Source organism: Mycolicibacterium cosmeticum (assembly GCF_000613185.1).
GTDB classification, from domain to species: domain Bacteria; phylum Actinomycetota; class Actinomycetes; order Mycobacteriales; family Mycobacteriaceae; genus Mycobacterium; species Mycobacterium cosmeticum.
Map to the genome: position 1 here is coordinate 1,837,178 of NZ_CCBB010000003.1, position 24,527 is coordinate 1,861,704.

Genomic DNA, 24,527 nt, shown 5'->3' on the forward strand with positions numbered 1-24,527 from the left:
GTCAGCGGCTTACAGTCGGTTCGGCGCGTGAATGGTCTGACCCATCCGAGAGCCGACTTCGCGCGCGTGCGGGAAGGAATAGCAAATGTCACAGGAACAGGACAACATCGATCTCGTCACCCGGGGCTACCAGGCCTTCACCCAGGGCGACATGGATACCGTGATGGCGTTGTTCGACGACAACATCGAGTGGGTGCAGCCCGGCAACAGCACCATCAGCGGCACCTACCACGGCAAGGGCGAACTCGGGCAGTACCTGGCGCGGCTGGCCGAGAAGAACGTGTCGGTGACGCTGAACCGGCTGCTGGCCGACGGTGACACCGTCGTCGCGCTCACCGAAGTCGCCGTGGGAGACGAAAAGGGGAGCGACGCCGACGTTTTCACGATCCGCGACGGCAAGACCGCTCGGGTCCAGGTGCACACCGACACCGCGTTGATGGAGCGCATCTACGGTTCCAAGCAGCACGCCACGCACTAGCGCGACCCCGGCGATGACCTAGTCGAGGTAGTCGCGCAGCACCTGCGAGCGGCTGGGGTGGCGCAGCTTGCTCATGGTCTTCGACTCGATCTGGCGGATGCGTTCCCGCGTGACGCCGTAGACCTGCCCGATCTCGTCGAGGGTGCGCGGCTGCCCGTCGGTCAGGCCGAAGCGCAGCCGGACCACGCCGGCCTCGCGCTCGGACAGCGTCTCCAGCACCGACTGCAGCTGATCCTGCAGCAGCGTGAAGGAGACGGCGTCGACGGCCACCACCGCTTCACTGTCCTCGATGAAGTCGCCGAGCTGGCTGTCGCCCTCGTCGCCGATGGTCTGGTCCAGCGAGATGGGCTCACGCGCGTACTGCTGGATCTCCAGCACCTTCTCCGGCGTGATGTCCATTTCCTTGGCCAGCTCTTCGGGCGTGGGTTCGCGGCCCAGGTCCTGCAGCAGCTCGCGCTGGATCCGGCCCAGCTTGTTGATCACCTCGACCATGTGCACCGGGATACGGATGGTGCGGGCCTGGTCGGCCATGGCGCGGGTGATGGCCTGCCGGATCCACCAGGTGGCATAGGTGGAGAACTTGTAACCCTTGGTGTAGTCGAACTTCTCCACCGCGCGGATCAGTCCCAGGTTGCCCTCCTGGATCAGGTCCAGGAACGCCATGCCACGACCGGTGTAGCGCTTGGCCAGCGACACCACCAGGCGCAGGTTGGCCTCCAGCAGGTGGTTCTTGGCCCGGTCACCGTCGCGGCAGATCCACTGGTAATCGCGGCGCTGGGCGGTGGTCAGCTTCTCGCCCTTCTCGGCGAGTTCGAGCATCAGCTGGGTGCAGTACAGGCCGGCCTCGATGCGCTTGGCGAGCTCGACCTCCTCCTCGGCGTTCAGCAGGGCGACCTTGCCGATCTGCTTGAGGTACGCGCGGACCGAGTCGGCCGATGCGGTGAGTTCGGCGTCCTTGCGGGCCTGGCGCAGGGCCTCGGACTCTTCCTCGTCCCAGACGAAGTCGCCGGACGCCTTGTCCTTCTCGGACGGTTCCGGGTGCTCCTCGTCGGCCTCGGCGGCCTTGGCGGCGGGCTTGGCGTCGGCTGCCTCCTCGGCGACCTCGCCCTCCTCGTCATCCGCCTCGGTGTCGTCGCCCTCCTCCTCGGCGTCGGCCTCCAGGTCGTCATCGAGGACGACGTCGTCGACCTCGAGATCGTCACCGGGCTCCACGTCGAGGTCGTCGGCCTCCAGGTCGTCCCCGAGGTCTACGGCATCGGGATCGATATCGGCCTGGCCGGCCGCCTTCGCGGCGGCCTTCTTGGCGGGGGCCTTGGCGGCCCGCTTCGCCGGCGCCTTGGCGGCTGCGGCCTTGGCCGGGGCCTTCTTCGCAGGAGTCTTGGCGGCGGTGCGCTTCACCGGCTCGTCGGTTGCCGGGCTTGCTTTTGTCGCTGCCACGTACACCCTTTCGGTCTTGCGGATCCCGGTGCGCACGCATGCACCACCGGAAAGCGTCGGCTGTGTCGAATATTGGCGATGATCTCTGCTCGGAAACCCGCCGCTATCTCGGTAGGCGGCCGCCGTTGACCATTGTAACGACAGTGTGAGATAAGGCTGTGCCGTGCGGCAAATTCGGCCTGTTCGCGCGCGTCGCGGGGGGCCGATCAGGCGGTGGCGTGGGCCCCGTCGCTGTGGGACGAGGCGGCCATCGCCGCCCCCACGATGCCCGCCTCGTTGAGCAGCGTGGCGGCCACCACCGGCGTGCGGTTCTTCAGCAGGGGGATCCACTTGTCGGCCTTGCGGCTGATTCCGCCGCCGGCGATGAACAGGTCCGGCCAGATCGCGTTCTCGATGGCCACCAGCACCTTGGTGACCTCCTGCGTCCAGCGCTCGTAGCTCCATTCCTTGCGCTCTTTGACCGACGACGCCGCCCGGTGCTCGGCCTCCTTGCCGCCCACCTCCAGATGCCCGAATTCGGTGTTGGGCAGCAGCACGCCGTTGTGGATCACCGCCGAGCCGATACCGGTCCCGAAGGTCAGCAGCACGATCACGCCGGACTTGTCCTTGCCGGCGCCGAACCGCTCCTCGGCGAGCCCGGCGGCGTCGGCGTCGTTGAGCACAGTGACGGCCGCGCCGCCCAGTTCGGTGCTGATGATCTCGACGGCGTTGGTACCGATCCAGCCCTTGTCGACATTCGCCGCGGTGCGCACGATCCCGTTGGTCACCACCCCCGGATAGGTGACCCCGAGCGGGCCGGTCCAGCCGAACTCGCGGACCACCGCGGCCACCGTCTTGGCGACGGCCTCCGGGGTGGACGGCTGCGGCGTCGGAAGCTTGAAACGTTCGCCGATGAGCGTGCCGGTGTCCAGATCGACGATGCCGCCCTTGATGCCGCTGCCGCCGACGTCGACGCCGAATCCGCGGCGCTGGGTGCTGGACTCGGTGTCGGTCATGGGCGCTCCTGACGGGGGACGGCGGATGCGACGCGTCACACACATTAGTGCCCCGCGACGGCCTGTGTTGCGATGGTAAGTGTGCAAACCAACAACTGTGATCCGCTGACGTTGCGGTCCGTGGCCGAGCAACTGGCCACCGAGGCTGCCGATTTCGTGTCCCGCCGCCGCGGTGAGGTGTTCGCGAGCGCGGCCACCGCGGCCCGGTCGGTGCGTTCCAAGAGCACGCCGACCGACCCGGTGACTGTGGTGGACACCGAGACCGAGCGACTCATCCGGGACCGGCTGGCCCAGCTGCGGCCCGGTGATCAGGTGCTCGGCGAGGAGGAGGGCGGCTCGGCGGAGGCCGAACCGGGGCGTCCGGTCTGGGTGATCGACCCCATCGACGGCACGGTGAACTTCGTCTACGGCATCGCCGACTACGCCGTGTCGGTGGGCGTGCAGATCGACGGCACGTCGGTCGCGGGTGCGGTGGTCAACGTGGCCACCGGCGAGCTGTACTCGGCGGCGCTCGGCCACGGGGCCACCGTCACCCGGAACGGGCAGTCAACGACATTGCGCTGCAACGACATCGACGATCTGGGTCTGGCGCTGGTGGGTACCGGCTTCTCGTACGACGCGCAGCGCAGGGCGCGTCAGGCGCAGGTGCTGGCGCAGTTGCTGCCCGAGGTGCGCGACATCCGCCGGATCGGTTCGTGTGCGCTGGATCTGTGCATGGTCGCCGCCGGGCAGATGGACGCCTACTTCGAGGACGACGTGCACGTCTGGGACTGGGCGGCCGGGGTGCTCATCGCGACCGAGGCGGGGGCCGTCGTGCACGTGCCGGACCCGGACATGCTCTACGCCGCCGCGCCCGGGGTGGCTGCCGCGCTCGGTGCCGCGCTGGACGGTCTCGGCGCCCACTGAACACGGCGGCTCAGCAGGCGGCGCTGTGGATCTTGCGCAGCAGCGCGGGATCCGGCGGCTGGGTGGCGTCGGGGCGCAGGCTGGCCAGCATGGCGTCGATATCGTCGTTGTGGCTGAACTCGGTGAATTCGGTGCCCACCGCGAGGTCGACGGAGTCGTCGGCGCGCTGGTCCTGGAACAGTTCGGTGCACGGCGCCACCAGCCACACCGCCGCGGCGGCGGCCTGGCCGGCCGGGCCGAACCGGATCTGGCCCTGGCATTCCAGCCGGGTCCCGGCGTAGATGGCGTCATTGGATGCGGTGGGCTGGGCGAATCCCAGGTCCCGCAGCGCGCCGGACACCTCGGCGGCCTGGCCGCCCTGGCCGCTGGCGTTGAGCACCTTGATCTTGGTGTCGGCCAGCTTGGCCGGCATCACGTCGGTCATGGTGTCCCGGGACACCTGCTGGCCCAGCTTGGGCGTGTTCGGGTCGGTGGCGGGCGGGGGCGCGTTGCAGACCGCCGCCTCGTGCACGTCGGCCGGCCGGTTCAGCGCGATCACCCACACCACGCCGGTGGCTACGGCCAGCGCCAGGAACAGGCACAGGATGGGCACATGGTTCCGTCTGCGGAACGGGCGACCGTGCTTGTCGAACGCCGTGCCGTCGGTGATGAGAGCGACCACCCCTGCACCTTAGAGGCACCGGCCGGCGCCGTCGCCCTGCCGGCAACCGGTGCTGTGATGTAAATCACACCCATTCGAGGTGCATTCGGGGCACGAATCATTTGGTGTAGGCGTTCGACGCTGGTACAAAGCTCTGCTGCAAGGTAACGGAGGGGATGAGATGGCTACCGACTACGACGCGCCGCGGCGTTCAGAGACCGACGACGTGTCAGAGGATTCGCTGGAGGAGCTCAAGGCCCGGCGTAACGAGGCTCAATCGGCCGTCGTGGACGTCGACGAGTCCGAGTCCGCGGAATCGTTCGAGCTGCCCGGCGCCGACCTGTCGGGCGAAGAACTCTCGGTGCGCGTCATTCCGAAGCAGGCCGACGAATTCACGTGCTCAAGCTGCTTCCTGGTGCACCACCGCAGCCGTCTCGCCAGCGAGAAGAACGGCGTGATGATCTGCACGGACTGCGCCGCGTAGCGGGCAGTCAGGAGCGCAGGGCTGCCAGCACCCGGTCCGGGTGCCGGCAGCTCACCAACCAGTACGGGGTGGGGTCGTCGGGATCGTCGAGGACGACCAGCACCATGGGCCCCACCCAAGCCCGATGCAACACATAGGCGGCGGGGTCGAGCTGGCGACCCAGCGCCGCCGATTTGGCCGATTTCGGCACCTCCGCCGAGCGGGAGACGACACTGACCGGCAGGTGTGCCGGGCCGGCCCACAACTCCGCCCCGCCCGGCCCGTCGACCACCCGCACCTCCATCCGGCTCATCCAGACCAGCACGGCCGCGGCCACCGGGAGCAGCACCGCGAACGGCACCCAGTCGGGCAGGCTCTGCACGCCCATGTTCACCTCGGTCGCGATCAGGGCGGCCAACCCCAGCGCGGGCGGCCAGAACCACCACGGCACCGTCAGCCGTTCCCGATAACGCACCGATTGGGTGGTTGCGCGCGTGTCAGACACGTGGTCAAGGGTAATCTCTCGCGTCGTGCCCACTTCTCTGGCGGTCGTGCGTCTGGACCGCGAACTACCGATGCCCAGCCGGGCCCACGACGGCGATGCGGGTGTGGACCTGTTCAGCGCCGTCGACCTGGAACTGGCTCCCGGCCACCGCGCCCTGGTGCCGACCGGGATCGCCGTCGCCATCCCGCACGGGATGGTCGGATTGGTGCATCCCCGTTCGGGTTTGGCTACGCGCGTGGGCCTTTCGATCGTGAACAGTCCCGGCACGGTCGATGCCGGGTACCGTGGGGAGATCAAGGTGACGCTCATCAATCTCGACCCGGAGCAGCCGATCGTGATCCGGCGCGGTGACCGCATCGCCCAACTGCTGGTGCAGCGGGTCGAACTTCCCGAGCTGGTCGAGGTGTCGTCGTTCGACGAGGCCGGGCTGGCTGACACCTCTCGTGGCGATGGTGGCCACGGTTCTTCCGGCGGACATGCGAGTTTGTGATGGCAGATAACGACGAGGATTTCGACGGCCCGTTCGACATCGAGGATTTCGACGACCCGGAGGCGGCCACGGTGGCCCGCCTCGATCTCGGGTCGGTGCTCATCCCGATGCCCGAGGCCGGCCAGGTGCAGGTGGAGCTCACCGATCAGGGCGTGCCCAGCTCGGTGTGGGTGGTGACGCCCAACGGTCGCTTCACCATCGCGGCATACGCGGCACCCAAATCGGCCGGGCTGTGGCGTGAGGTGGCCGGCGAGCTGGCCGACTCGCTGCGCAAGGACGGCGCGAAGGTGCGGATCGAGGACGGCCGCTGGGGCCGCGAGGTGGTCGGTGTCGGTACCGCAGCCGCGCAGGGGCAGACGCCCGGCGTGGTGCGCTTCATCGGTATCGACGGCTACCGCTGGATGATCCGCTGTGTGGTCAACGGTGCACCCGAGACGGTCGACGCGCTTGCCGCCGAGGCGCGAGAAGCGTTGGCCGACACGGTGGTTCGCCGGGGTGACACGCCGCTGCCGGTGCGCACGCCGCTGACCGTGCAGCTGCCCGCCCCGATGGCCGAGCAACTGCGGGCCGCCGCGGCCCAAGCGCAAGCTCAGGCGCAGGCGCAGGCCGAGCAGCAGGCACCGCCGGATGGGGACGCCCGCCGCACCGCCATGTCGGCGATGCAGCAGCTGCGCAGCACCATCACCGGCGGTTAGTCAGACCTCCAGCAGCGCCCCGACGCAGGCCGCGCCGAGGGCGCCCGGATCGGCGCCCATCGCGTCCAGGGTGACGGTGCGCAGCGCCGCGTACGGTGCCGCCGCCACCCACTCCAGCGCCACGTCGACCGGGTGGATCGGATCGTCGGTCGCCGCTGCCACACCCATCGGGACCGCCAGCGTGGCCAGTTCGGCGCTCGTCGGCGAGACGTGCCGGGCCGCCTCGTCCATGGCGTCGGGCAACTCGGGCCACTGCGCCAGCCAGGACCGGGTGAGTTCGTCGCCCAACCAGGCCGGGCTGGACGCCCGCATCGTGGCCACCGTGGCGGCCAGGCCGTCGGTGCGCAGCAGCGCCGCGGTGTGCCGCGCGGACAGCGCGGCCGGGGCGTTGGCGGGCTGGCCCGTCCACGCCGGCAAAGCGGCCAGCACGGCGACGGTGTGCGACGGGTGCGCCACCGCCCAGGCGGCCGCCACCGCCGCGCCGATCGACACGCCGCCCACTGCGATGGTGTTGTGTTCGTCACCACGGGCCGCGTCGTCGAGGGCGGCCAGATAGCCGGCGATCAGCTGCCGCGGCTGCGGTGGCGGCGTCACCAGTACCGCCCCCACCTCGTGTAATGCACCCGAAAAGGCCCGGTACACATAGTCGTCGTCGGACCCGGTCCCGGCCAGCAGGACCGTCGTGACCCCATGCAGATTCACCGCCATGACTCGATGTTGCACCCATCGGGGCGACGCGCCCGACACGACGTGGCGATTCGCACCCAACAGGTCTACGGTGGCGAGGGTTAGGGAAGTGAATCCACGACGGATTCGCGGCAAGGGAGAGGCCATGGCTACGGCCGAAGGGTATCTGCGCCGGCTCACCCGGCGGCTCACAGAAGACCCCGAGACGCTCGATGTCGAGGAGCTCAGCGACGAGGCGGCCAGTACCGGCGCCCAGCGTGCGATCGACTGTCGACGCGGGCAGGAAGTCACGATGGTCGGAACCCTGCGTTGTGTCGAGACCAACGCCAAGGGTTGCGCCAGCGGCGTTCGCGCCGAATTGTTCGACGGCACCGACTCGGTCCAGCTGGTCTGGCTGGGACAGCGCCGCATCCCCGGCATCGAATCCGGCCGGACGCTGCGGGTGCACGGGCGGCTGGGCACGCTGGAGAACGGATCCAAGGCGATCTACAACCCGCACTACGAGATTCAGAAGTGACCCACCCCGACCAGGGGACAGCGGACGAGGTCGAGGACGGCGAGAAGCCGGGTAATACCGGCGCGCGGGCGATTCTCGACCAGATGGGCGGCATCAGCGGCCTGATCTACTCATCGCTCCCGGTCGTGGTGTTCGTCCCGGTATCGACCACCGCGGGCCTGCTGCCCGCGATCTTCGCCGCCCTGGGTGTGGCGGCCCTGGTGCTGTTCTGGCGGCTGTTCCGCCGCGAATCGCTGCAGCCGGCGCTGTCCGGGTTCATGGGCGTCGGTATCAGCGCCCTCATCGCCTACCTGGTCGGAGCCTCGAAAGGCTATTTCCTGCTGGGCATTTGGTCCTCGCTGATCTGGGCCGCGGTGTTCGCGCTGTCGGTGCTGATCCGCCGGCCCATCGTCGGCTACGTGTGGGGCTGGATCAACGACCACGGCCGCGGCTGGCGCCAGGTGCGCCGCGCCGTGCTGGCCTTCGACATCGCCACCCTGGTGTGGGTCGCGGTGTTCGCCTCCCGGTTCGTGGTCCAGCACCGCCTGTACGACGCCGACCAGACCGGCTGGCTCGGCGTGGCCCGGATCGCGATGGGCTGGCCGCTCACGGGTGTCGCGGCGATCGTCACCTACTTCGCCATCCGGTACGCCCAGCGCGCCGTGCACGCGCAACATGCCGCCGCGGCGCACCGCGACGGGCACGGCGACCAGCGGGACGCCGGACAGGATTAGGACTTCGCGGGGTGCAGCAGCAACTCCCGCAGTTCCTCCTCGACCTCGGCGACGGCCACGAAGATCAGCTCGTCGCCACCCTCCAGCGGTTCGTCGCTCTCGGGCACGATCACCCGCGGCCCGCGCAGAATCGTCACCAGTGAGGCGTCACGGGGCAACTGGAGCCGTTTGACGGCCTTGCCGCCCCACGGGGTGTCGTCGGGCAGCGTGATCTCGACCAGGTTCGCCTGGCCCTTGCGGAAACTCATCAGCCGCACCAGATCGCCCACGGCGACCGCCTCTTCGACCAGTGAGGCCAGCATCCGCGGGGTGGACACCGCGACGTCTACGCCCCAGCTCTCGTCGAACAGCCACTCGTTGCGGGGATCGTTGACCCGGGCCACCACGCGCGGCACCGCGAACTCGGTCTTGGCCAGCAGGCTGACCACCACATTGGCCTTGTCGTCGCCGGTGGCGGCGATCACGACGTCGAACTCCTCCAGCTTCACCGACTCCAGCAGGCTCAGCTCGCAGGCATCGCCGAGGCGCCACTGGGCGGCGGGGATGGCGTCCACGTCGATGTGTTGCGGGTCGCGCTCCAGCAGCGTGACGTCGTGGCTGTCGACGAGTTCGCGGGCGATGGACCGGCCGACGGCGCCGGCCCCGGCGATGGCAACCTTCATCAGTTCTCGTCCTCGCTCGGCGGCAGTGCGGAGATCGCCATGGCCTCCGCGATGTGGCCGGAGATGGCAGCCATGTAGACGTGGTCACCGGCCTGGATGACGGTCTTGGCGTCGGGCAGCAGTCCGGTTCCCAGCCGGAGCAGGAATGCCACCCGGCCGCCGGTGGCGGCCTCCAGTTCGGTGATGGGGCGGCCGGCCCATTCCTCGTGCAGCGGCAGCTCGGCCACCCCGACGTTGCCGGACGGGTCGCGCCACTTGGTGGTTTCGGTTTCCCGGGTCAGCACGTTGAGCAGCCGGTCGGTGGTCCACGGCACGGTCGCCACCGTGGGGATGCCGAGGCGTTCGTAGACGGCGGCGCGCTTGGCGTCGTAGATGCGCGCCACCACCCGCTCCACCCGGAAGGTCTCCCTGGCGACCCGGGCCGAGATGATGTTGGAGTTGTCACCGGAGGACACCGCGGCGAACGCGCCGGCCTCCTCGATGCCGGCCCGCAACAGCACATCGCGGTCGAAGCCCATCCCGAGCACCCGCTCGCCGGTGAACTCGGGGGACAGCCGGTTGAACGCCGTGCCGTCACGGTCGATCACGGCCACTTCATGGCCGATCCGGGACAACCCGTCCGCCAACGACGCGCCCACTCGGCCGCATCCCATCACCACTACCCGCACCCTGGGTCCTCTCGCCCGTCTGCCAGGAACTGCGCCCTATCCGACATGCCATTCAACCGTGCGCACCCGGAACGCTACAGCCAATCGGCGGTGGGCTTAGTCTTGGCACTCGTGTCCAAGCTTTCGACCGCCGCGCGCCGGCTGGTCCTGGGAAGGCCGTTCCGCAGCGACAAGCTCGCGCACACGCTGCTGCCCAAGCGGATCGCGCTGCCGGTGTTCGCCTCCGACGCCCTGTCGTCCGTCGCCTACGCCCCGGAGGAAATCTTCCTGGTGCTGTCGGTCGCCGGGCTGACCTCCTACTCGGTGGCCCCCTGGGTCGGGTTGGCGGTGGCCGCGGTCATGATGGTGGTGATCGCCAGCTACCGGCAGAACGTGCACGCCTACCCCTCCGGCGGTGGTGACTACGAGGTGGTCACCACCAACCTGGGGCACACCGCCGGTCTGACGGTGGCCAGTGCGCTGCTGGTCGACTATGTCCTCACGGTGGCGGTGTCGATGGCCTCGGCGATGTCGAACATCGGCTCGGCGGTGCCGTTCATCGCCCAGCACAAGGTGTTGTTCGCGGTGGTGGCGATCCTGGTGCTGGCCTCGCTGAACCTGCGCGGTATCCGGGAATCCGGCACCGCCTTCGCCATCCCCACCTACGCGTTCATGATCGGCATGTACCTGATGCTGGGCTGGGGCTTCTTCCAGATCTTCGTGCTGGGGCACGAGCTGCGGGCCGAGTCCGCCGGCTTCGAGATGCACTCCGAGCACGGCGACGTGTTGGGTCTGGCCATGGTGTTCCTGGTGGCCCGGGCCTTCTCGTCCGGGTGCGCGGCGCTGACCGGTGTGGAAGCCATCAGCAACGGGGTGCCGGCCTTCCAGAAACCCAAGTCGCGCAACGCCGCAACCACCCTGCTGCTGCTGGGCGGGATCGCCACGACGCTGTTCCTCGGCATCATCATGCTGGCCAAGGAGACCGGCGCGAAGATGGCCGAGAACACCGATCAGCTCGTCGGGGCGCCCCCTGGATACCACCAGAAGACCCTGGTGGCGCAGTTGGCCGACGCGGTGTTCCACGATTTCCCGATCGGGCTCTACGCCATCGCGGGCGTCACCGCACTGATCCTGGTACTGGCCGCGAACACGGCCTTCAACGGTTTCCCGGTGCTCGGTTCGATCCTGGCGCAGGACCGCTACCTGCCCCGGCAGCTGCACACCCGCGGCGACCGGCTGGCCTTCTCCAACGGCATCCTGTTCCTGGCGTTCGCCGCCATCGCGTTCGTGGTGGCGTTCCGCGCCGAGGTGACCGCGCTGATCCAGCTCTACATCGTCGGCGTCTTCGTCTCGTTCACCCTCAGCCAGATCGGCATGGTCCGGCACTGGACCCGGCTGCTGCGCATCGAGACCGACCCGGCGGTGCGCCGGCACATGATGCGGTCCCGGGTGATCAACAGCGTCGGGTGCGTGTGCACCGGCACGGTGCTCGTCATCGTCATCCTGACGAAATTCCTCGCCGGGGCGTGGATCGCCATCCTGGCGATGTCCTCGCTGTTCGTCATCATGAAGCTCATCCACAAGCACTACGCCACGGTGTCACGGGAGCTGGAGGAGCAGGAGGAATCGGCGGGTGACATGGTGCTGCCCAGCCGCAACCACGCCGTGGTGCTGGTGTCCAAACTGCACCTGCCGACCCGGCGCGCGCTGGCCTACGCCAGGGCCACCCGCCCGGACGTGCTGGAGGCCATCACCGTCAGCGTCGACGACGCCGAGACCCGCCAGCTGGTGCACGAATGGGAGGAAAGCGACGTCTCCGTCCCGCTCAAGGTGATCGCCTCGCCCTATCGCGAAATCACCAGGCCCGTACTGGATTACGTCAAGCGGGTCACCAAGGAGTCACCGCGCACGGTGGTGACCGTGTTCATCCCCGAATACGTGGTGGGGCACTGGTGGGAGCAGGTGCTGCACAACCAGAGCGCGCTGCGGCTCAAGGGCAGGTTGCTGTTCGAGCCGAACGTGATGGTGACCTCGGTGCCGTGGCAGCTGAACTCGTCGGAACGGCTCAAGAAGCTGGCGCCGCAGTCCGCGCCCGGCGACGCGCGCAGAGGTTTCCTGGATTGAGCGAGCTGACGCTGACCACCGGGCCGGCGGCCAACGGTGGCAGCTGCGTGGCCCGCCACGACGGCCGGGTGGTGTTCGTCCGCTACGCCCTGCCGGGGGAGACGGTGCGCGTGCGGGTGCGCGCCGAGCGCGGATCCTATTGGCACGCAGACGTTCTGGAGGTGCTGGAGGCGTCCCCGGACCGGATCGAGCCGTTGTGCCCGATCGCCGGTGTGCACGGTTCGGGCTGTTGCGACCTGGCCTTCGCTGAGCCCTCGGCCGTCCGCCGGCTCAAGGGCGAGGTGGTGGCCAATCAGCTGGCCCGCCTGGGCGGCTTCCAGTGGAGCGGGGTGGCCGAAGAGGTCGGTACGACCGGCGCCACCGGTTGGCGCACCCGGGTGCGCCTGGATGTCTCGGAGTCCGGCCACGCCGGGTTTCACCGCTATCACAGCAACGAGCTGCACCCCGAGCTGAACTGCGGGCAGCTGCGGCCCGGGCTGCTGGACGGGGTGGCCGGATCCCGCTGGCCGCCGGGGGCGCAACTGCACATCGCCGTCGACGACGACGGGGTGCGGCACATCGTGCAGACGGGCCCGGGCCGCAAGGCGCAGACGCAGGCCGTCGAGGGCACCTACGAGGCGGTGCAGCGCATCGGCGACCGGCAGTGGCGGGTGCCGGTGACGGCGTTCTGGCAGGCCCACCGGGATGCCCCCGCGCTCTACAGCGCCCTGATCCGCGATGCGGCCCGGCTGCGGCCCGGCATGACGGCGTGGGATCTCTACGGTGGCGCAGGGGTTTTCGCGGCGGCGCTGGCCGCCGAAGTCGGTGCGTCGGGGCACGTGCTGACGGTCGACACGTCACGAGGATCGGCGCGCGCCGCGCGTGCGGCGCTGGCCGACATGCCGTGGGTGTCGGTGGTGACGGACTCGGTGCGCCGTGCGCTGTCGGGGCAGCGACGCCCGGCGGCGGATGTCGCGGTGCTCGACCCGCCGCGCACCGGGGCCGGCCGCGAGGTGATCGACATGATCGCCGGGGTACCTCGAGTGATCCACATCGGTTGTGAGACGGCGTCATTCGCCCGCGACGTGGGGGAGTACCTGCGCAACGGGTACACCGTCGAACAGCTGCGGGTGTTCGACGCGTTCCCGCTGACGCACCACGTCGAGTGCGTGGCGGTGCTGGCGCGATAACCTGAACCCAGGTGTGCCGGGAAGTCTGGTCGGCGTCGCTGACCGCTACCCGGAGGAGACCGATGATCAGGCGCCGACTGCTGAGCCGGGGCTCCTGGCCCGAGACCAAGCGGCTGAGCGAGATCCTGCGCAGCGAAACCGTCGGCGGCATGCTGCTGCTCGTCGCGGCGGGCGCCGCCCTGATCTGGGCCAACTCGCCGTGGGCGAACGACTACCGCAGGCTCTCCGATTTCGCTCTCGGCCCGGAACGGCTGCACCTGCATCTGACCATCAGCGCCTGGGCCGCCGACGGCCTGCTGGCCATCTTCTTCTTCGTCGTCGGCGTCGAACTCAAACGCGAGTTCGTCGCCGGTGACCTGCGTGACCCGGCGCGCGCGGCGCTGCCCATCGCGGCGGCCGTCGGCGGCATGGTCGCGCCGGCGGCCATCTTCGTCGCCGTGAACGCCGGCCACCGTGAGAACCTCGGCGGCTGGGCCGTCCCCATCGCCACCGACATCGCGTTCGCGCTGGCCGTGCTGGCCGTCCTGTCCACCCACCTGCCGACCGCGCTGCGAACCTTCCTGCTCACCCTGGCCGTCGTGGACGACCTGCTGGCGATCACGGTCATCGCCGCGTTCTACACCGACCACCTCGCGCCCGGGCCACTGCTGGCCGCACTCGTCCCGATCGGGCTGTTCGGCCTGGCGGTGCAGAAGGGGTGGCGACATCCGCTGCTGCTCATCCCGCTGGCCGTCACCGCCTGGGCGCTGGTGCACGCCAGCGGGGTGCACGCCACGGTGGCGGGGGTGCTGCTCGGTTTCACCGTCCCGGTGTTGGGGCGCCACGCCGCCGCCGAGTCCGTCGAACACCGCATGCGGCCACTGTCGGCCGGGGTGGCCGTGCCGGTGTTCGCGTTCTTCGCCGCCGGTGTCACCGTGGGCGGGTTCAGCGGCCTGGGCGACTCGCTGCTGCATCCGGTGACCATCGGCGTCATCGCCGGGCTGGTGCTCGGCAAACCGATCGGTGTGTTCTGCACCACATGGCTGCTGGCCCGGTTCACCGGGGCCAGCCTGGACGACGAGCTGGCCTGGCGCGATGTGCTCGGGGTGGCGCTGCTGGCCGGGATCGGGTTCACCGTCTCACTGCTGATCGGGGAGCTGGCCTTCGCCGACGGCAGCGTGGCCTACACCGACGTCAAGATCGCGGTGCTGTGCGGATCGGTGCTGGCCGGCGCACTGGCCGCGGTCGTGCTGGTCAGCCGCAATGCCGCCTACCGGCGCATCCACGCGCTGGAGACCGCCGACGCCGACCACGACGGCGTGCCCGACATCTATCAGGCTCGACGGGACTGACCGGTGTTGCGTGCGTAAACTGACGGGATGCTTGAACAGATCCGCGGACCCGCAGATCTGCAGCACCTTTCCCAGTCGCAGCTCAACGATCTGGCCTGTGAAATCCGTGAATTCCTGATTCACAAGGTTGCTGCAACCGGCGGTCATCTCGGCCCGAACCTGGGCGTGGTCGAACTGACCCTGGCGCTGCACCGGGTTTTCGACTCGCCGCACGACCCGATCATCTTCGACACCGGCCATCAGGCCTACGTGCACAAGATGCTCACCGGCCGCTGCGCAGAATTCGCCAACCTGCGGATGAAGGGCGGCCTGTCCGGCTACCCGTCGCGGGCCGAGAGCGAGCACGACTGGGTGGAATCCAGCCACGCCAGCACCGCGCTGTCCTACGCCGACGGGCTGGCCAAGGCGTTCGAGTTGTCCGGGCATCGCAACCGGCACGTCGTCGCCGTCGTGGGTGACGGGGCGCTGACCGGCGGCATGTGCTGGGAGGCGCTGAACAACATCGCCGCCGCGCACCGGCCGATCGTCATCGTCGTCAACGACAACGGACGCAGCTACGCGCCGACCATCGGCGGGCTCGCCGACCACCTGGCCGGGCTGCGTCTGCAGCCGGGCTACGAGAAGGTGCTGGAAAAGGGCCGCGACACGGTGCGCGGGGTGCCGCTGATCGGTGAGTTCTGCTATCAGTGCATGCACAGCGTCAAGGCCGGGATCAAGGACGCGCTGTCGCCGCAGGTCATGTTCACCGACCTGGGCCTGAAGTACGTCGGGCCGATCGACGGCCACGACGAGCGCGCCGTCGAGGCGGCGCTGCGCAGCGCCCGTGGTTTCAACGCGCCGGTGATCGTGCACGTCGTGACCCGCAAGGGCATGGGCTATTCGTTCGCCGAGAACGACGAAGCCGAGCAGATGCACTCGACGGGCGTCATCGACCCGCACACCGGGCGCTCGACCGCCGCCTCCCCGCCGGGGTGGACGTCGGTCTTCTCCGACGAGCTGATCCAGAAGGCGGCCCGCCGCCGCGATATCGTCGCGATCACCGCGGCCATGCCCGGCCCGACCGGGCTGAGTGCCTTCCGCCAGCACTATCCGGACCGCTTCTTCGACGTCGGCATCGCCGAGCAGCACGCCATGACGTCGGCGGCCGGGTTGGCGATGGGCGGCATGCATCCCGTGGTGGCCATCTACTCGACGTTCCTGAACCGGGCGTTCGATCAGGTGATGATGGATGTCGCGCTGCACAAGCTGCCGGTCACCATGGTGCTGGACCGCGCCGGGGTCACCGGCAACGACGGCGCCAGCCACAACGGCATGTGGGACCTGTCGATGCTGGGCATCGTGCCCGGAATGCGGGTGGCCGCCCCGCGTGACGCGACCCGGCTGCGCGAGGAGTTCGGCGAGGCGCTCGACGTGAAGGACGGGCCGACGGCCATCAGATTCCCGAAAGGTGCTGTGGGAGAAGACATCCCGGCACTAGAGCGGCGTGACGGGGTGGATGTCCTGGCGGTGCCGGCCGACGGCCTGTCCGGTGACGTCCTGCTCGTCGCCGTCGGACCGTTCGCGGTGATGGCACTGGCGGTGGCGCAGCGCCTGCAACGACAGGGCATCGGTGTCACCGTCGTCGACCCGCGCTGGGTGCTGCCGGTGCCGCGTGCGCTGCACGCGCTGGCGTCGGCGCACAAGCTGGTGGTCACCGTCGAGGACAACGGCGTGCACGGCGGGATCGGCTCGGCGGTGTCGGCGGCGTTGCGCGCCGACGATATCGACGTGCCGTGCCGCGACGTCGGGATACCTCAGCAATTCCAGGAGCACGCGTCACGCTCGGAGATCCTCACCGAGATCGGGCTCACCGATCAGCACATCGCCCGCCAGATCACCGGCTGGGTGGCGGCGCTGGGCAGCCCGGTGGGCGTCGACGTCAGCGAGCAGGTCGACTGAACCCGGCCCCGGATCGGGTGTGACATCGCGCGCGGTGACCTCGTCACCGCAGGTGTCACAACACAGCCGGACCCCCACCTGGCCGCCGCATCCGGTGTGCCGGTAGTGGACGAACGGGCCGTCGGGTGCCAGATACTTGTCGCCCCATGCCCGCAACGCCATCAGGACCGGGTACAGGTCCAGTCCTTTCTCGGTGAGCCGGTACTCGTAGCGCGTGCGGCGCGCATCGCGGTAGGCGCTGCGGGACAGCACCCCGGCGTCCACCAGCCGGGTCAACCGCTGCGCGAGCATGGAACGGCTGACACCCAGGCTGGACTGGAAGTGCTCGAAGCGGCGGACGCCCGCGAACGCCTGGCGCAGCAGCACCAGTGTCCACCGGTCACCGAGCAGGGCCAGCGGCCGCAGGATCGAGCACGGTTCCTCGTGCAAGGCGTCGAAGCGCACGGGGTGAGCATATCGCTATTGCGTTCTTTTTTCGAACCCAGCTAGGCTCGGCCCATGGACGCCGAGCTTGCGCAATGGAAGGCCGCGGGAAAGTCGTTCGACTACCTGGGCTTCGACATCTTCTACCGGCATGAGGGCACCGGCCCGAATCTCCTTCTCATCCACGGGTATCCGTTCAACTCCTGGGACTGGGCCCTGATCTGGCCGGAACTGACCTCCCGCTTCACCGTGATCGCCCCCGACATGATCGGCATGGGTTTCTCCGACAAACCCCAGCGGTACGGCTACTCGGTGCCCGACCACGCCGACATGCACGAAGCGCTGCTGGCACACCTGGGGGTGGGTAGGGCCCATATCCTGGCCCACGACCTCGGGGTGTCCGTGGGCCAGGAACTGCTGGCCCGCCACGAGCGGGCCGAGCAGGTCTACGGCTCGTTGCACATCGACTCGATCACCTGGCTCAACGGCGGGCTGTTCGTCGAGGCCTACGAGCCCCGGTTGGTGCAGAAGCTGCTGTCGCGAACCCCGTTGGGCGACATCATCAGTCCCCTGCAAGGCAGCCCGCTGTCCCGCCGGCTGTTCGACCCCACCATCAACGAGATGTTCGGGGTCAACACCAAACCGACGCCGCACATGATGAACCAGTTCCACGAGATCCTGGACTACCACGACGGCAAGCGGGTCACCCACAAACTCGGTCGGTTCGTCACCGACCGGTACACCTACCGCAACCGCTGGGTGCGTGCCATGCGCGAGACCGCGGTGCCGATGCGCTTCATCAACGGGCCGTCCGATCCGAACTCGGGAAGGAATATGGCGCAACGCTATTCGGAGATCATCCCGAATCCCGATGTGCACCTGCTCGCCGACGACATCGCGCACTGGCCCCAGATCGAGGCCCCGGACGCGGTGCTGGAGGCGTTCCTAGCCCACGTCGGGCGATAACGCCGCGGTCAGCACCGGGCCGGTCAACTCGCGCTGCCACGGCCGCGCCCCGGCCTGCGCCAGGAACTCGTCGACGGCGGCCCCGACATCGGGCACCGGCTGCCAGTCCCAACACAGCCGGCGCAGGGTGTCCGGGGTCAGCAGGTTCTCCACCGGCACCGAAACCCGTTCGGACAGTTCGGCAAGCCCGGCCCGCGCCTTCTCCAGCCGTTCGGCGGCCTCGGGTTTTCGCCGCGACCACCGAGACGTCGGCGGCGGGCCGTTCACCGGTTCGGCGGCCGTCGGCGGATCGGGATCGCGGCGCGCCCTGGCCAGCGCGTCCAGCCACACCTGGGCGCTGCGCCGCTGCCGGCTGCCACCGAAAATCGGTAGTTCCGTGAGCTTTTCGACGGTATCGGGGTCGGCGACGGCGGCGCTGATGATCGCCGAGTCGGGCAGGATCCGGCCGGGCGCGATATCCCGGCGCGCGGCGATCTGGTCCCGGGTGGTCCACAACTCGCGCACCGCGGCCAGCGCCCGCGGGTTGCGCACCTTGTGGATACCGGAGGTGCGGCGCCACCGGTCGCGCCGGGTCGGGGTCGGTTCGACGCTGCGCAGATACTCGAATTCCTGTGCGGCCCACTCGGTCTTGCCCTGCTCCTCCAGCACGGCGGCGACCGCGTGCCGCAACTCCACCAGCACCTCCACGTCCAGCGCGGCGTAGTTCAGCCACTCCGGGGGCAGCGGCCGTTTGGACCAGTCCGCCGCACCGTGGCCCTTCACCAGGCCGAGCCCCAGCAGCCGGCGCACCTCCTCGGCGAGGTTGACCCGTTCGAAACCGGCCAGCCGCCCGCCCAGCTCGGTGTCATACAGGCTCGGCGGTGTCATCCCGAGCTCGGCCAGGCACGGCAGGTCCTGGTCGGCGGCGTGCAGCACCCACTCGTCGGTGGCCAGCACCTGCGCCACCGGCGCCATCACCTGCAGCGGGTCGCCGCCGTGGTTGACGGGGTCGATGAGCACCGTGCCCGCGCCGGCGCGCCGGATCTGCACCAGGTAGGCCCGGTTCGAATACCGGAAGCCGGACGCCCGCTCGGCGTCGATCGCGAACGGACCGGTGCCACCGGCCAGCCTCTCGGCGGCCCTGGCGATATCGCTGGGATAGGCCGACAGCTCGGGCACCCCCTCGGCGGGTGCCAGCAGCGGGGTGGCCTCGGGTTCCGGGGAATCGGTTTCGGACTCCGGCGCCGGACCGGTCATCAGGCGCGCGTGCGGGAGCCCAGGCTGGTGACTCCCGCCGGCGGAAGGCCGGCCGCATGTTCGAGGACCTCACAAAACGCCTGCACGTGCGGTCCGAGCTCGAGGTCGGTGGCGGTCCAGGACGCCCGCAGCTCCAACTGGTGGGCGCGCGGGGGTCCGGAGATGTCGCCGTAGCGCACTGACGTGGTCGCCGTGACGGTGCCGCCCAGCGCCGTCACCGCCTCCGCATGCGATCCCAGCGCGTCGACCAGCCAGCTCCACGCCACCTCGGGTAGCAGCGGGTCGACGGCCTCGGTGGAGTCCAGGTCGGCCTGGATATAGGCGACCAGCCGCATGGTGCCGTCCCAGGCCTCGGCACCGTCGGGATCGTGCAGCAGGATCAACCGGCCGAACGCGTCGCCCTCGGACCGCTCCGGCACGACGGCCGTCTCGGGGTGGCGGACCTCAGCACCCAGCGCGTAGCTGTACGGGGCCAGCCGCTGCGGGGGCCTGATCGGGCCCAGCTCGATCTCCGGCCGCACCGTCGCGGCATTCATCGCCGCGACCGCGGTACGGAACTGAGCCGGTTCGGCGGACGTCACACCGAATGACGCTAGACCCAACCGGCCCGACGGGTGCGCAGGCGCGCCGGATTTGTCCCTCGTGGCAACATGGTGGCCGATGAATACCCGCCGTGACCTGCCCGAGTCGCCCTTTCTCGCCGCCGCTGCCGGGCGTACGCCCTCGCGTATACCAGTGTGGTTCATGCGCCAGGCGGGTCGTTCGCTGCCCGAGTACCGCGAACTGCGGGCCAACCACAAGATGCTGGAGGCCTGTTTCGACCCGGAACTGGTTTGCGAGATCACCCTGCAGCCGGTGCGCCGGCACGGCGTGGACGCGGCCATCCTGTTCTCCGACATCGTGGTGCCGCTGAAGGCCGCCGGGGTGGCGCTGGACATCGTGCCCGACGTCGGGCCCGTCATCGACCATCCGATCCGGACCCGCGCCGACGTCGACACCCTCAAACCCCTTGAACCCCAACAGGTGGCCCCGGTCGCGCAGGCGGTGTCGCTGTTGGTGTCCGAGCTGGGCGACGTGCCGCTCATCGGGTTCGCCGGGGCGCCGTTCACGCTGGCGTCCTACCTGGTGGAGGGCGGACCCAGCCGCAACCACGAGAAGACCAAGGCCATGATGCTGGGCGAGCCGGACACCTGGCACGCCCTGATGACGGCGCTCACCGACCTGACCATCGCCTTCCTGACCGAACAGCTCGCCGCCGGGGTGGACGCCATCCAGCTCTTCGATTCCTGGGCCGGGACCCTGTCGCTGGCCGACTACCGGGCCGCGGTGCTCCCGCACAGCGCGCGGGTGTTCGACGCGCTCAAGGGCGAGGGAGTCCCGATGACGCACTTCGGGGTGGGAACCGCCGAACTGCTCGGTGCCATGGGCGAGGCCGGGGCGACGGTGGTGGGGGTGGACTGGCGCACCTCGCTGGCCGATGCCGCCACCCGCGTGCCGCCCGGCACGACGCTGCAGGGCAACCTCGACCCCGTCGTGCTGCTGGCCGGCCGGTCGGTGGTGGAGCGCGCGGCGCGTGCCGTCGTGGAGGACGGACGGCGGGCCCAGGCCGCCGGCGCCGCCGGGCACATCTTCAACCTGGGGCACGGCGTGCTGCCGGCCACCGACCCCGATGTGATCACCGATCTGGTGGAGCTGGTGCATTCATTGTGAAATCGGCGTATTGCGTTGTCGGCGGCGGTGTCTCGGGTTTGACCGCCGCGTACCGACTGCGCGTCGCGGCCGGCCCGGACGTGTCGATCACGCTGTTCGACCCGGCGGACCGGCTGGGCGGTGTGCTGCGCACCGAACAGGTCGGCGGGGTACCGGTGGACCTGGGTGCCGAGGCGTTCATCGCTCGCCGGCCCGAGGTGCCCGCACTGCTCGCCGAACTCGGCCTGACCGGCCGCCAGGTCGCCAGCACCGGGGCGCGTCCCTTGCTCTACAGCCAGGGCCGGTTGCACCCCGTCCCCACCGGGACGTTGCAGGGCATCCCGGCCCAGGCCGCCGCGGTGGCCGGGCTGGTGGACGACGCCACCCTGGCCCGCATCGCGGCCGAGCCGGGCCGGCCGCTGCGCTGGCGCGCCGGTGCGGATCCGTCCGTCGCCGAGCTGGTCGGTGACCGGTTCGGCGAACAGGTGGTCACCCGGTCGGTGGAGCCGCTGCTCACCGGCGTGTACGCCGGCTCGGCGGCCACCATCGGGATCCGGTCGGCGGTCCCCACCCTGGCCGCGGCCCTGGACCGGGGCGCGGCCAGCCTGAGCGCCGCGGTGCGCGAGGCGCTGCCGCCACCGCGGGACGGGGCGTTGTTCGGCGCCGTCGCGGGCGGCTACGGCGTGCTGGTCGACGAACTGGCCCGGCGGGCCGGGGTGCGCTGGGTGCAGGCCGGCATCGAGCGGGTGATGCGGTCGGCGCGCGGCTGGGACCTGGTCGACGACGAAGGCGGACACTGGAGTGCTGACGGTGTCGTGCTGGCGGTGCCGGCCCCGCGACTGAGCCGGCTTATCGAGCACGTGGCGCCGCGCAGCGCGGCGGCGGCGCGGCGGGTGCAGGTGGCCTCGTCCGCGTTGGTGGCCCTGGCGCTGCCCGGCGGGACACCGCTGCCCAACCAGTCCGGGGTGCTCGTCGCCGCCGGAGAAACGTTGCACACCAAGGCCATCACGCTGACCACGCAGAAGTGGGGCCGGCGCGGCAACGTCGAACTGGTGCGGTTCTCGTTCGGCCGGTTCGGTGACCAGCTGGCCCGCAGCGTGGGTGATGACGTGCTGCTGAACTGGTCGCTGGAAGACCTGAACCGGCTGTTCGGCATCGTCACCGAGCCGGTGGACTGCCGGGTGCAGCGCTGGATCGACGCGATGCCGCAGTACGGTCCCGGGCACGCCGATCTGGTCGCCGAGATCCGCGGCGGACTGCCCGCGACGCTGGCCGTCGCGGGCGGCTACCTGGACGGTATCGGGGTGCCCGCATGCGTGGCGGCGGCCACCCGGGCGGCCGAGAAACTGACCGGCCCGGGCGTGGCACGATAGCGGTATGGCCAAGCTCGATTACGACGCGCTCAACTCCATGACCCGGTACATGATGATCTCGGTGTTCTCCGTGCAGCCCGAGGCGCTGGACGCCGACCGTACCGCGGTGATCGACGAGACCGCCACCTTCCTCAAACAGCAGGAGGAACGCGGCGTCGTGGTGCGCGGGCTCTACGACGTCGCCGGGTTCCGCGCCGACGCCGACTTCATGATCTGGACCCACGCCGAGCGGGTCGAGGACCTGCAGGCGACCTACACCGCATTCCGGCGGACCACCCTGGGCCTGGCCAGCGATCCGGTGTGGAGTGTCGTCGCGCTGCACCGGCCCGCCGAGTTCAACAAGAGCCATGTGCCGGCCTTCATCGCCGGTGAGGCGCCGGGCGACTACATCTGCGTCTACCCGTTCGTGCGGTCGCTGGACTGGTACCTGCTGCCCGACGACGAGCGCCGCAAGATGCTCGTCGAGCACGGGATGGCCGGCCGCGAGTACCCCGATGTGCGGGCCAACACGGTGCCGGCCTTCGCGCTGGGCGACTACGAATGGATCCTGGCCTTCGAGGGGCCGGATCTGGCGCGCATCGTCGAGCTGATGTGGAAGCTGCGCTACACCGACGCCCGCCGCCACGTCCGGGAGGAGACGCCGTTCTTCACCGGTCCGCGGGTCGCGGTGGAGGACCTGCTGGCCCGCCTGCCCTGACCCGCTGATCGGAGGGCTCAGGCGCCGGCGGGCACCAGGCGCAGCGACACCGAGTTGATGCAGTACCGCTGGTCGGTCGGGGTGGGGTAGCCCTCACCCTCGAAGACGTGGCCGAGGTGGCTGTGGCAGTTGGCGCACAGCACCTCCACGCGGGTCATCCCCAGTGAGTCGTCGCGGCGCAGGATCACCGCGTCGGAATTGGCCGGATCGAAGAAAGACGGCCAGCCGCAATGGGATTCGAACTTCTCGGTGCTGCGGAACAGCTCGGCCCCGCACGCCCGGCACTCGTAGACGCCGGGGGTCTTGGTATCGGTGTACTCACCGGTGAACGGGCGCTCGGTACCCGCGCGGCGCAGCACCGCGAACTCGGCGGCGGTGAGCTTGTCCCGCCACTCGTCATCGGTCAGCTGGATGCGGGGTGCCGGCAGTCCTGCGTCGCTCATGTCGCCACGCTAGCGCGTGGCCGGTCCTCCGTCATCCAGGGCGGGTCGATGCCCGCGTCCAGCCGGTTCTCGGCCTTGGCGTCGGCGTAGCGGTAGTAGAGCACGCAGAACACCACCACCAGCAGCAGCGACCAGCCGTAGGTGATCTTCATGTACTCCAGGAACCGTCCCGTGGTCGGCCAGCGCCACAGCAGCCAGCGGTCCATGGTGAGGAAGCCGTACACGCCCAGCCAGGCCGGCCAGTTGCGCACCACCGAGTTGGGCAGCACCACCGTCATCAAGAACGGGAACAGCATCATCGAGTAGTAACCCTGTGCCAGGGACAGCACCAGCCACGACGCGATGAGCAGCACGCCCGAGGACGTCAGCATCCAGAACAGCGGATCGCGCACCCGGTAGTACCGGTACAGCAGCCACAGGCTGACGACGGCCAGGATCACCGCGACCACCCGCAGCACCAGGATCAGCCACATCGGCAGGCCGTAGTAGATGCCGTTGCCCAGGATCGACGAGTTGAAGTAGTCGCGGGTCTCGAGGATGTAGGGCACGGTGTTGCGCACGAAGCCCATCGGGTCGGCCGACAGCGGCCAGGCCACCGCGTTGAACACCAGCGGCACGGCGAACGCCGTCACCAGCGCGCGCCACTGCCGGTTCAGTACCGGCAGCAGCAGCAACGGCAGCAGCAGCGGTTTGACCACCAGCGTCAATCCGATCGCGGCGCCGGCCCACCACTGGTGGCCCACTTTCCCGGACAGCAGCCAGTAGAAGAACAGCACCTCGGCCAGCAGCAGGCAGCCGTTGATGTTGGTGAACACCAGTGTGTTGGTGACCGATTCGGTGCAGTACATGGCCAGCAGCAGGGCCGGCAGCGCCACCGAGGTCAGCGAGAACTTGAACAGCCGTACCAGAATGCAGGCCGCGATGATGACCGCCACCGAGTTGAACGCGACGAACCAGAACCGCGACGCGAACTCCGGTAGAAACCCGAAGGGCGCCAACAGCAGCGTGCCGCCGGGCGGATACAGGTAGTGCGGATCGACGTAGTTGAAGTGCTCGTTGTAAATGTCCCAGTGCCGCCGGAAGTTGGACACCGCCCGGTACACCGGCCCGAAATCGTCGGTGATGTAGCCGTTCGTGGACAGCACGTAGCTGCGGTGGATGATCGACATGACCGCGATCGGCCAGAGGGCCGCCCGGACCACATTGGCGGTGGTGGGAGCGGACGTGCGAGGCCGAAAGACGCTCAGGATGATATCGGTTGGCGCCACCTGCGCACCGTACACTGCAGCGCGCCGGGCTCCGT

At 69.5% G+C, this 24,527-nt stretch carries 26 protein-coding genes and 1 pseudogene; 15 read left to right on the top strand and 12 right to left on the bottom strand.

Annotated elements, in window-relative coordinates; all coding sequences use genetic code 11:
- Positions 1-85: 85 nt before the first annotated feature.
- Positions 86-478, top strand: a complete 393-nt coding sequence (locus BN977_RS28095) for a nuclear transport factor 2 family protein (protein WP_024449770.1) — start codon at positions 86-88, stop codon at positions 476-478.
- An 18-nt stretch (positions 479-496) separates the two neighbouring features.
- Here BN977_RS28095 and BN977_RS28100 read toward each other — a convergent pair whose 3' ends face one another.
- Positions 497-1,915: an RNA polymerase sigma factor gene (locus BN977_RS28100; RefSeq protein ID WP_024449771.1), complete on the bottom strand. Its 1,419-nt coding sequence runs from the start codon at positions 1,913-1,915 to the stop codon at positions 497-499.
- Between the two features lie 206 nt (positions 1,916-2,121).
- Entirely contained in the window at positions 2,122-2,910 is a 789-nt protein-coding gene (gene ppgK / locus BN977_RS28105) for a polyphosphate--glucose phosphotransferase (RefSeq protein ID WP_036403196.1), read from the bottom strand.
- 81 nt (positions 2,911-2,991) lie between these two features.
- On the opposite strand from ppgK, the gene BN977_RS28110 reads away from it, so the two are divergent.
- The gene (locus BN977_RS28110) at positions 2,992-3,816 is read left to right on the top strand and encodes an inositol monophosphatase family protein (RefSeq protein WP_024449773.1); all 825 of its coding nucleotides are present in this window, start codon (positions 2,992-2,994) and stop codon (positions 3,814-3,816) included.
- A gap of 10 nt (positions 3,817-3,826) precedes the next feature.
- Here the strand turns inward: BN977_RS28110 and cei are convergent, their stop codons facing one another.
- Entirely contained in the window at positions 3,827-4,477 is a 651-nt protein-coding gene (gene cei / locus BN977_RS28115; RefSeq protein WP_036403201.1) for an envelope integrity protein Cei, read from the bottom strand.
- A gap of 160 nt (positions 4,478-4,637) precedes the next feature.
- Here cei and BN977_RS28120 point away from each other — a divergent pair, with 160 nt between their 5' ends.
- Positions 4,638-4,940 (top strand): DUF4193 domain-containing protein, encoded by a 303-nt coding sequence (locus BN977_RS28120; protein WP_024449775.1) that lies wholly within the window; start codon positions 4,638-4,640, stop codon positions 4,938-4,940.
- A gap of 7 nt (positions 4,941-4,947) precedes the next feature.
- Here the strand turns inward: BN977_RS28120 and BN977_RS28125 are convergent, their stop codons facing one another.
- Positions 4,948-5,424, bottom strand: a complete 477-nt coding sequence (locus BN977_RS28125; RefSeq protein WP_036403203.1) for a DUF3093 domain-containing protein — start codon at positions 5,422-5,424, stop codon at positions 4,948-4,950.
- Positions 5,425-5,449: 25 nt separating this feature from the next.
- Here BN977_RS28125 and dut point away from each other — a divergent pair, with 25 nt between their 5' ends.
- Together dut and BN977_RS28135 are read left to right on the top strand one after the other, a co-directional pair.
- Positions 5,450-5,914, top strand: coding sequence for a dUTP diphosphatase (gene dut / locus BN977_RS28130; protein WP_036403206.1), 465 nt, complete (start codon positions 5,450-5,452; stop codon positions 5,912-5,914).
- Complete coding sequence (locus tag BN977_RS28135) at positions 5,914-6,609, top strand: DUF3710 domain-containing protein (protein ID WP_051561954.1); 696 nt, start codon at positions 5,914-5,916, stop codon at positions 6,607-6,609. The genes dut and BN977_RS28135 overlap by 1 nt, the downstream gene beginning before the upstream one ends.
- On the opposite strand, the gene BN977_RS28140 is transcribed toward BN977_RS28135, so the two are convergent.
- Entirely contained in the window at positions 6,610-7,317 is a 708-nt protein-coding gene (locus BN977_RS28140; RefSeq protein WP_036403212.1) for a hypothetical protein, read from the bottom strand. It abuts the gene before it with no gap.
- A gap of 124 nt (positions 7,318-7,441) precedes the next feature.
- Between BN977_RS28140 and BN977_RS28145 the strand changes: the two genes are divergently transcribed.
- Entirely contained in the window at positions 7,442-7,813 is a 372-nt protein-coding gene (locus tag BN977_RS28145; RefSeq protein WP_024449780.1) for an OB-fold nucleic acid binding domain-containing protein, read from the top strand.
- On the top strand, positions 7,810-8,526 hold the full coding sequence (locus tag BN977_RS28150) for a DUF3159 domain-containing protein (RefSeq protein ID WP_051561956.1): 717 nt from the start codon (positions 7,810-7,812) through the stop codon (positions 8,524-8,526). Before BN977_RS28145 ends, BN977_RS28150 begins: the two co-directional genes overlap by 4 nt.
- Here BN977_RS28150 and BN977_RS28155 read toward each other — a convergent pair.
- Both BN977_RS28155 and BN977_RS28160 read right to left on the bottom strand, forming a co-directional pair.
- The gene (locus BN977_RS28155; RefSeq protein WP_024449782.1) at positions 8,523-9,188 is read right to left on the bottom strand and encodes a potassium channel family protein; all 666 of its coding nucleotides are present in this window, start codon (positions 9,186-9,188) and stop codon (positions 8,523-8,525) included. The two genes, BN977_RS28150 and BN977_RS28155, sit on opposite strands and share 4 nt — an antisense overlap.
- Positions 9,188-9,856, bottom strand: a complete 669-nt coding sequence (locus tag BN977_RS28160; RefSeq protein WP_109790298.1) for a potassium channel family protein — start codon at positions 9,854-9,856, stop codon at positions 9,188-9,190. Before BN977_RS28160 ends, BN977_RS28155 begins: the two co-directional genes overlap by 1 nt.
- A gap of 111 nt (positions 9,857-9,967) precedes the next feature.
- On the opposite strand from BN977_RS28160, the gene BN977_RS28165 reads away from it, so the two are divergent.
- From BN977_RS28165 to dxs, 4 genes are all read left to right on the top strand, one after another.
- Positions 9,968-11,959 carry an APC family permease gene (locus BN977_RS28165; protein WP_036404642.1) on the top strand — a complete coding sequence of 664 codons (1,992 nt, stop codon included), beginning with the start codon at positions 9,968-9,970 and terminating at the stop codon, positions 11,957-11,959.
- Complete coding sequence (locus tag BN977_RS28170) at positions 11,956-13,128, top strand: class I SAM-dependent RNA methyltransferase (protein ID WP_036403214.1); 1,173 nt, start codon at positions 11,956-11,958, stop codon at positions 13,126-13,128. Before BN977_RS28165 ends, BN977_RS28170 begins: the two co-directional genes overlap by 4 nt.
- 62 nt (positions 13,129-13,190) lie before the next feature.
- The gene (nhaA, locus tag BN977_RS28175; protein ID WP_036403216.1) at positions 13,191-14,459 is read left to right on the top strand and encodes a Na+/H+ antiporter NhaA; all 1,269 of its coding nucleotides are present in this window, start codon (positions 13,191-13,193) and stop codon (positions 14,457-14,459) included.
- Positions 14,460-14,486: 27 nt separating this feature from the next.
- Positions 14,487-16,397, top strand: coding sequence for a 1-deoxy-D-xylulose-5-phosphate synthase (gene dxs, locus BN977_RS28180; protein ID WP_024449787.1), 1,911 nt, complete (start codon positions 14,487-14,489; stop codon positions 16,395-16,397).
- Positions 16,398-16,532: 135 nt separating this feature from the next.
- Here the strand turns inward: dxs and BN977_RS33400 are convergent.
- A pseudogene (locus BN977_RS33400) lies at positions 16,533-16,841 on the bottom strand (winged helix-turn-helix transcriptional regulator); the annotation flags it as partial.
- Between the two features lie 54 nt (positions 16,842-16,895).
- Here BN977_RS33400 and BN977_RS28190 point away from each other — a divergent pair.
- A complete protein-coding gene (locus tag BN977_RS28190; protein ID WP_036403218.1) occupies positions 16,896-17,786 on the top strand; it encodes an alpha/beta fold hydrolase in 891 nt (296 codons plus the stop codon).
- Here the strand turns inward: BN977_RS28190 and BN977_RS28195 are convergent.
- Together BN977_RS28195 and BN977_RS28200 are read right to left on the bottom strand one after the other, a co-directional pair.
- Positions 17,766-19,022, bottom strand: a complete 1,257-nt coding sequence (locus BN977_RS28195; protein ID WP_036403221.1) for an HRDC domain-containing protein — start codon at positions 19,020-19,022, stop codon at positions 17,766-17,768. The genes BN977_RS28190 and BN977_RS28195 overlap by 21 nt on opposite strands.
- The gene (locus BN977_RS28200; protein WP_234709723.1) at positions 19,022-19,558 is read right to left on the bottom strand and encodes a DUF3000 domain-containing protein; all 537 of its coding nucleotides are present in this window, start codon (positions 19,556-19,558) and stop codon (positions 19,022-19,024) included. Before BN977_RS28200 ends, BN977_RS28195 begins: the two co-directional genes overlap by 1 nt.
- 124 nt (positions 19,559-19,682) lie before the next feature.
- Here BN977_RS28200 and hemE point away from each other — a divergent pair, with 124 nt between their 5' ends.
- Genes hemE through hemQ form a run of 3 tightly spaced genes read left to right on the top strand, consistent with a single transcriptional unit; the run spans position 19,683 to position 22,781 of the window.
- Positions 19,683-20,732: a uroporphyrinogen decarboxylase gene (gene hemE, locus BN977_RS28205; protein ID WP_036403224.1), complete on the top strand. Its 1,050-nt coding sequence runs from the start codon at positions 19,683-19,685 to the stop codon at positions 20,730-20,732.
- Positions 20,729-22,084, top strand: coding sequence for a protoporphyrinogen oxidase (locus tag BN977_RS28210; RefSeq protein ID WP_036403226.1), 1,356 nt, complete (start codon positions 20,729-20,731; stop codon positions 22,082-22,084). Before hemE ends, BN977_RS28210 begins: the two co-directional genes overlap by 4 nt.
- 4 nt (positions 22,085-22,088) lie before the next feature.
- On the top strand, positions 22,089-22,781 hold the full coding sequence (gene hemQ / locus BN977_RS28215) for a hydrogen peroxide-dependent heme synthase (protein WP_024449794.1): 693 nt from the start codon (positions 22,089-22,091) through the stop codon (positions 22,779-22,781).
- Positions 22,782-22,798: 17 nt separating this feature from the next.
- Here the strand turns inward: hemQ and msrB are convergent, their stop codons facing one another.
- Entirely contained in the window at positions 22,799-23,224 is a 426-nt protein-coding gene (msrB, locus tag BN977_RS28220; RefSeq protein ID WP_109790299.1) for a peptide-methionine (R)-S-oxide reductase MsrB, read from the bottom strand.
- Positions 23,221-24,507, bottom strand: a complete 1,287-nt coding sequence (gene aftC / locus BN977_RS28225) for an arabinofuranan 3-O-arabinosyltransferase (protein WP_036403228.1) — start codon at positions 24,505-24,507, stop codon at positions 23,221-23,223. Before aftC ends, msrB begins: the two co-directional genes overlap by 4 nt.
- Positions 24,508-24,527: the final 20 nt, after the last annotated feature.